This is a genomic window from Pedobacter sp. HMWF019, assembly GCF_003061025.1.
Lineage (GTDB): Bacteria > Bacteroidota > Bacteroidia > Sphingobacteriales > Sphingobacteriaceae > Pedobacter.
Genome location: NZ_QAIL01000117.1, coordinates 14,301 through 21,358, shown reverse-complemented (window position 1 = coordinate 21,358; position 7,058 = coordinate 14,301). Strand labels below are relative to the sequence as shown.

General features: G+C 40.0%; 4 protein-coding genes. All 4 read right to left on the bottom strand.

Going from position 1 to position 7,058, the window contains the following annotated elements; translation table 11 throughout:
- On the bottom strand, positions 1-240 hold a 240-nt coding region (locus tag DBR11_RS30100; RefSeq protein WP_233260680.1), incomplete at its 3' end, for a glycoside hydrolase family 20 zincin-like fold domain-containing protein.
- A 161-nt stretch (positions 241-401) separates the two neighbouring features.
- A complete protein-coding gene (locus tag DBR11_RS07420; RefSeq protein WP_108551132.1) occupies positions 402-2,057 on the bottom strand; it encodes a RagB/SusD family nutrient uptake outer membrane protein in 1,656 nt (551 codons plus the stop codon).
- Positions 2,058-2,076: 19 nt separating this feature from the next.
- Positions 2,077-5,409, bottom strand: coding sequence for a TonB-dependent receptor (locus tag DBR11_RS07415; protein WP_158275238.1), 3,333 nt, complete (start codon positions 5,407-5,409; stop codon positions 2,077-2,079).
- A 438-nt stretch (positions 5,410-5,847) separates the two neighbouring features.
- A complete protein-coding gene (locus DBR11_RS07410; RefSeq protein ID WP_108551128.1) occupies positions 5,848-7,008 on the bottom strand; it encodes a FecR family protein in 1,161 nt (386 codons plus the stop codon).
- Positions 7,009-7,058: the final 50 nt, after the last annotated feature.

The following is a 7,058-nucleotide window of genomic DNA, read 5'->3' as shown; positions in this document are numbered from 1 at the left end:
GTGAAGTACTATTCCAGTAGTTTTTAAAACTTCAGTCTTGAGGTACCAGGCTATATTATCCGCATTTGCATTGTTCAAAATAATTGGTGTTTCATCATTGAGAAGAAATGTACCTGCCCCAGGTTGAAATTGATCAGGCATTGGGATCAAACCAGGGATCGTTGAATCTTTAGAATAGTTTTGTGCCTGAAGACAAGTCGTATAAAACAGGAAAAGACAAAAAAAGGAGACTCTTAACATGATTCTAATTTATACAACATCTGCTATAAATAAGGAAAGTCGCACTGAATTATTACCGCAAACGTTTTAGATTAAAAGAAAAGGGAAGCCATCGCATCATGACTCCCCTTTTTAGTACAATTACAATTGCATTTACTCAACCTCTTGTGCTCAGAGTCCCACTAATAACCAGGATTTTGTGTTAAGTTTTTCGAGATGTCCATTTGCTTCTGAGGGATCGGCATTAGATACAATTTATCTGTCCACACCCTTTTTTGGGCCAGATTATTCCTGATGTCATTCGTATTTTTCATCACCTGAGGCGCAATTTTCCATCTTCTGATGTCCATATACCGCTGACCTTCCAGGGCCAGTTCTACTCTGCGTTCCCTGCGGATCAACTCTCGCATAGCATCTTTAGCAGCATATTTCACCTGGTCCACATGTGGCATCCCGGCTCTGTCCCTCAAATCATCAATTGCTTTATATACCGCCGGATTTGGTCCTGACAGTTCATTTTGAGCTTCTGCATAGGTTAACAAGACTTCGGCATAACGGATCAGGATAATGTTGGAATAATTATCCAGTTGAGCTTTGTAAATTTCGGGATCAGTTAGCTTCCTAAAGTTATAACCCGTTGAAGAATTGTTATTTCCTCCACCATTCCAGGAGAAGGTATAATCCGCTTCTATAGTATTCCACGGACTGCCAACAAATAAAATACTGGCGTAAAACCTTGGATCCCGATTTTTATATTCATTATAGAAAGCCGGATCATTGGCTTTAAATAAACTTGCTCTAACCGCCGCATCTGTCGCAGTGACAGGCTCTCCTGTTTTATAGTTCGGATAAGCATCCACCAATTCCTGTGTTGGTGTAACAGATGACCATCCTCCCAATGCACTGGAGAGCAAATAGGTATTCAGGTAATTAACATCCTTTTGAGCAATATATTGCCTGTCCAATATCACTTCGCTATTTTGTTTATTTTTGGCCCAGAAAATTTCTTCATAGCTCCTGATCCCAAGGCGGAATTTCTTCTCCTCTGCAGCATCACTAAAAGTAGCCCATTTGCTATAATCATCTGCCAGATCATCGCCTGTTTCAGCAGTCACTTTAAATAACTCATAGCCTAAGCCCATAACTTGTTGTGCCGCATCTGACGCCTGCTGCCAATCTCCATTATAAAGATGTGCCCTTGACTTAAGCGCCAATGCAGCACCTTTGGTTACCCGGCCTTTATCATTATACTTTCCTCCGGCATAGCTTGCCGGTAAAACCTTAGACACTGCATCTAATTCGTCTGTGATAAATTTATATACCTGTGCTTTTGGATCTCTTTTTACATCCGATTCCGCTATAGTAAGTGTTTTGGTAATGATAGGCACATCACCAAATTTATTCATCAGGTCAAGATAAGAATAGGCCCTTAAAAACCTGGCCTCCGCTTTATATCTTTCCTTTCTGGTAGCATCCATTGTTGCTTTATCTGCATTTTCCAATAACAAATTAGCACTTCTTATCGCTGTAAAGTCCCAGCCTGCATCACTGGCAGAATTAATATCGCCCGAAGAAACTACTGTTGCTGTACTTTCCCAGGGATACTGCCCATAAGCATTATCGGTTTTAGCATCTTCATAAATTGTAGCACCTTCTCCGCCAAGAGTATTGCTGTAAACGGTATTAAGGGCTCCGAACACATCATTTTCTGTTTTCCAGAATGTAGCATCAGATAACTGGTCCTGAGGGGGCCTGTTTAAGAAGTCTTTCTTACAAGATACTATAGTGAGCAGCATCACAAAAGCACCCATCCATTTTATATTGATATTCGTTTTCATATTTCTGTTTTTAAATGCCTTAAAATTTAATACTAGCTCCTAAAGACCATGTTTTTACGCCTGGATATCCACCGCGGCCAGAGCCGCTTTCAGGATCGTAATCGGCAAGTCTTTTATCTGCCATATAAGTGAACGGATTATTCGCTGTAACAAAAAAGCGAATGGATTGTGCTTTCAAATTGTGGGTAAGCAGTGTTGGTAAAGTATAACCCAATGTTAATCCTCTAACTCTGAAATAGGATCCGCTGAACAACCAAAATGAAGAAATCTGTGTATTCTGAGGCCCGTCCTGGCTGCGTAACAAACGTGGAAATTCTGCATTTGGATCTGGGTTTTCTTTGGTCCACCTGTTTTTAAACGGCTCTTTTATCCCTGCACTATTAAAGAATGGAGAACCTGCTTCACTATCAAAATAGGTTTTAACATTAGCCACGCCATAAGTCAAGATCTCTAAACTAAAACCCTTATAAGAGCCACTTAAAGAAACTCCATAATTAAGAAAGGGTACATCATTGCCGATTACAGTGCGATCAGTGGCATCTATCTTACCATCACCATTGAGGTCTTTATATTTAATATCGCCAGGTCCGGTCGCTGCACTTTGGAAGGCATGACTGGAAACATCTGCAGCATCTTTAAACAAGCCTTCAGCTTGGTAACCATAAAAAGAACCTACTGATGCGCCCAACTGGTCAATATAGTAGGTATCGTGTGTACGGGAATTATCTCCACCAAGGCCGGTAATTTTGTTGCTGATTTTAGATAAATTAACGCCAATGGTATATTTGAAATCATTACCAATCATATCGTTGTAGTTCAGGTTCAATTCCAATCCTTTATTTCTTACAGAACCTAAATTTTCAAAAGGCGGTGTCAGTGCATAGGTTGACCTTCCTGTAGGTTTAATTAAAATATCTTTAGAGTTCTTGATATAATAATCAGCAGTCACATTAAGCTTTCCCTTAAGTGTGGAAAAGTCCAGACCAATATTCGTCATATATACCTTTTCCCATGTTGCCAACTGATTAACCCCAAAGCTTTGGGAAACGCCATCATAAGGAACACCGTCGAAGCTATAGCTATAACCCAGGTTAAGCAGCGAGAAATAATTACCCAAAGGAACAGCATCCTGATTGCCAAGACTTCCCCATGACCCTCTTAACTTAAGGTCGTTGATCCAGGAAATATTTTTCATAAATTCCTCCTGAGAGATTCTCCAGCCTGCAGAGAAAGAAGGAAAAACAGCTTTGCGATAAGCCGGGTCAAAACGTGAAGAATAGTCCATCCTAAGATTCGCTTCCAACAGATATCTGTTTTTGAAACTATAGTTGAAACGACCAAAGAAGGAGCGCATAGCCCATTCCAGATCTGAAGTACTATTTCCCAGGATATCATTATTGTCATCATCTTTCAGTACACTTACATCTTCTGCAGCAGAAGATCCTGAGACAATCGTCGTCATATCGTTATTCGGAAAATTCTTTCTCCCCAAGTATGCATATCTGGTAATGTTACTTTCCTGCGATGCGCCGACCATAATCTTTGCAAAATGATTTCCTGCTGTATATTGATAATCAGCATAGCCTTGCACCAGAAAATTTTGCACCTTTCCCCATTTTTCCTTTAGTTCATTTATGGTTACTGCAGTAGATGTTAAAGGCGCTTTGGTGATAAAATTGATAAGGGGATCCATCGTGTTGGTAAATGCCCATGAGTTGGTGTTCGTTGTTTTTAAAGAAACCAGCCCATTAACAGATAAACCCTTTACCGGAGTTAACACGGCCGTAGCAGCAGTTTGGAGATAATTATTCCGGTTATAACTTTTACCGGCCTCCGCCATTCTCCTCAAAACATTATCTGCAGCAAGTGTAGAAGAAAGTGCCCCACCTGCTATGGTACCCCAGGAACCATCAGATTGACGGGCAGCCAACACGGGTGTTAAACGGTTTAAAGAAGTCCAATTTAACTCCCCGCCTCTGGTATCAAAGTTCTGACGATAGTAAGAGATAATAGTTCCAATTTTAAGCATGGAGTTTATTCTCGTATCCGCATTTAAATTTACAGTATACCTGTTCTGATCTTTATTGGGCACCAGAGATTCCTGGTTTAAATAAGAAGCACTAAAGTAATAATTGGTTGCTTTCCCTGCACTGCTGATACTAACGGTGGAATTACTTTGTTTAGGATTTTTTTTCAAAGCAAGTTTATACCAGTCTGTATTTGCATAATTGTCCGGATCACTGCCATCCGCAAACTTTTGTATCTGTGCAGCAGAATAAAGAGGTGCTTTTCCGGCGTTAGTTAAAGCCTCATTATAGAGGGTAGCATAATCCGTCGCGTTTGTGTATTTAGGCAATCTGGTTGGAGATTGAATGCCATAATTGGTATTCAGTTCTATAGATGGCGTTCCATCTCCCCCCTGCCCACGTTTCGTTGTAACCACAAGCACACCATTAGCTGCCCTTGATCCATAAATTGATGCAGAGGCCGCATCTTTTAAGACCGATATGGATTCTACATCATTTGGATTGAGTGACGCAAACTGAGTACTTGTTGCAGGTACTCCGTCGATAATGTACATTGGGGCAGATGAACCGAGATTGCTACGGCCTCTTAATGTTATCGTTCCTACTGAACTGACATCCCCCGGCCGCTGGATTACGGTTAATCCCGGAGATACTCCCTGCAAAGCATTCTGCATAGATGTTACCGGCCTGTCGTTAATTTGACTAGCAGTAATTGTGGCTACTGCGCCTGTCAAACTCGTTTTCTTTTGTGTTCCGTAACCAACCACCACCACTTCTTCCAATTTTGCGTTGTCCAGTTCCAGGGCAATCGTTCCAAGGTCCTTTGTTGCAGTAACCTCTTTAGTGATATAGCCAATAAAAGAAATCGTAAGGACCGCATTCTCTTCAACATTACTTAAATGAAAATTCCCGGCGGCGTCAGTACTTGCAGCCTGCCCCTTCCCTTTTACTTTAATAACCGCTCCCGGCAAAGGCTTACCTGATTCATCAAAGACTTTTCCTTTTACGTCAATATTACTCAACAGGTTTCTTAATTTATCCAGGAAGGTAATTTCCGTTTGTTTAATCACAATATTCTTCTGGTCTATTTCATAAGTTAGTCCGCTATTCTTCAGACAAGTCTCTAAAACCTCTGTTAACGGAACATTCTGAAAATTCACATTGATCTTAAAGTTCCCGTTTACATTCTGATCGGAATATAAAATCTTATAACCAGTTTGTTTTTTAATTTGCCTGAAAATAAGATCAAGCGTAGCATTACGTTCAGAATACGTAATCCTTTGTGCAAAACCGGATGCACTGACCTGTAGTAAGCAAGTGGTCATGATAATTATGATTAAGTTAACTCTCATGAGTATGTTATTTTTATCGGTCCCGATCACTCTTCGGAATACCGAATTCATAATTTGTAGAAATTTGGCCGACAGGCTTGGACATACCTCACCTGGGTTAAAAGCATTTGTTTTCATTGCTTTGTTTGTTGTTTCATCCATAGCCGGACACGCATCAGATTTGATTGCTATTTATGCAGCAATATCCCGATGGTTTGCTATTTTTGAATTGTTTGGGTTAATACGATAAACTGATCTCTAATTTGTTTTGGGGTTAGCTCAGATACTTACCCATGGAAGTGCTCGCAACACTTTCATGGTTTTTTCCGCTTCCCATTTACATTAACCGGTGTTGTGGTAGATTTTTTTCATACTGTTTAGATTTAATTTGATTGTTCTGTTTATTTAATGGCTGGTTAGTCCCATTACTTGCTATTGTTTTACTCTTATCATCCTGCCTTCAATGGTAAATCTCACTTTACTTGCTTTTTCCAGCATATGTAACAAGGTGGAAACCTGATCAAATTTAGAAACCGAACCAGTAAATGTTGGAGGATTTTCAGATGTACCCATGTAAACGATTTCTACATCATACCATCTTGCCACTTTTCTTAAAATACTGGACAAAGATTCGTTGGTAAACACAAATTCTCCGTTCTTCCAATCAATGGCCTCTTCCGGATCTACCTCTTTAACCTTCACTTGCCGATCTTTAAGGATAGATTGCTGCCCTGGCTTCAACACTGTTTTTGCATCATTCTCTCCTTTAAAAGAATTTCGTATTTGCACACTTCCTTCAAGTAAAGTTGTTTTGACGACGTTTTCATCTGAATAACAATTGATGTTAAAATGGGTACCAAGTACTTCAACTTCCTGTCCGGAACTTTTGACCTTAAACGGATGAGATTTATCTTTAAAGACTTCGAAATAGGCCTCTCCTTTTAATTCAACACTTCGTTCGCCATGGGCTGCAAAACAAACAGGATAGGTTAACCGTGAGGCGGCATTAAGCCAAACTTTAGTACCATCTGGTAAACTGATCTGGTACTGTCCTCCTTTAGGAGTTTCAATGGTATTGGATCCTGTTATATTTTTAGAGAGGCTATTTGTTTTTCCGATAGTATATATTAATTCCCCGGTGGCAGATTTCGTTACCCTAACACCTGATTGTTCCGCAATATCACCATGAGATGCATCAGTTAAGCTAATCCTTTCTCCACTGGCCAAGGTTAGATAAGCTTTATTGGAACCGGGTTTCACATCACTTTTATATACAGTAATTTGTTTGGCTGTATCAGAAAAAACAGCCGTTTTAAAAAAGAACAAACCTATTCCCAGCAGTATAAGAACTGCAGCAGCAGCCAATCTGAAGAAAAGAGATCTCTTCCGGCTATTTTCCCGTTGATTGATCTGAGATTGGATCTGATCTAACAAATATTTTTTCTTCAAATCAGATTTCCCTAATTCTTCCGTATTCCAGCGCACCTCTCCATCAATAGATTTGAACCAAGCTTCACAACGAGCAATCTCTGCATCTGTTGCTGTTCCCTTACTTACTTTTGAGACTAACTGAAGAAACTCCTCTTTATTCATTTGGTTAAAAGCGGGCTTTTTCTGTCGCTTCTAATAACACAGCACTTCAG

Excerpts from the sequence above, each read along its gene's own strand:
- DBR11_RS07420 (WP_108551132.1), bottom strand. The coding sequence starts at position 2,057 with ATGAAAACGAATATCAATATAAAATGGATGGGTGCTTTTGTGATGCTG.
- DBR11_RS07415 (WP_158275238.1), bottom strand. The coding sequence starts at position 5,409 with ATGACCACTTGCTTACTACAGGTCAGTGCATCCGGTTTTGCACAAAGG.
- DBR11_RS07410 (WP_108551128.1), bottom strand. The coding sequence starts at position 7,008 with ATGAATAAAGAGGAGTTTCTTCAGTTAGTCTCAAAAGTAAGTAAGGGA.